The following is a 677-nucleotide window of genomic DNA, read 5'->3' as shown; positions in this document are numbered from 1 at the left end:
GAGAGATTGTACTAGATGAATAAATGGCTGATAACCAGTGGTGTCATGCTTTCACTGCTTAGCGCAAACAGTTACGCGGTGATGGGCAAGCGTTATGTCGCTACTCCGCAGCAATCACAATGGGAAATGGTGGTAAATACCCCTTTGGAATGTCAGCTTGTGCATCCAATTCCAAGCTTTGGTGATGCGGTGTTTTCGTCGCGTGCGAGTAAAAAAATCAATTTGGATTTTGAACTTAAGATGCGTCGCCCTATGGGTGAAACACGCAATGTCAGCTTGATCTCAATGCCACCGCCTTGGCGACCAGGTGAGCACGCCGACCGCATCACGAATCTGAAGTTTTTCAAACAGTTTGATGGGTATGTCGGTGGTCAAACTGCTTGGGGTATTTTATCTGAATTAGAGAAAGGCCGTTACCCAACATTCAGCTATCAAGATTGGCAAAGTCGCGATCAACGAATTGAAGTCGCGTTGTCATCCGTATTATTCCAAAGTAAGTACAATGCGTTTAGTGATTGTATCGCCAACTTGTTGAAGTACAGTTTTGAAGATATTGCGTTTACGATTTTGCATTACGAACGTCAGGGTGACCAACTGACGAAAGCGTCTAAAAAGCGTCTTGCTCAGATTGCTGATTATGTGCGTCACAATCAAGATATCGACCTCGTGCTGGTGGC

At 45.1% G+C, this 677-nt stretch carries 1 protein-coding gene; it reads left to right on the top strand.

Features of this window, described 5'->3' with window-relative positions:
* Positions 1 to 15 precede the first annotated feature (15 nt).
* On the top strand, positions 16 to 677 hold a 662-nt coding region (locus R7Q09_RS25945), incomplete at its 3' end, for a flagellar protein MotY (protein ID WP_318143919.1).

This window comes from Vibrio sp. 2130-1 (assembly GCF_033339515.1).
This window is presented reverse-complemented; position numbering and strand designations above follow the sequence as displayed.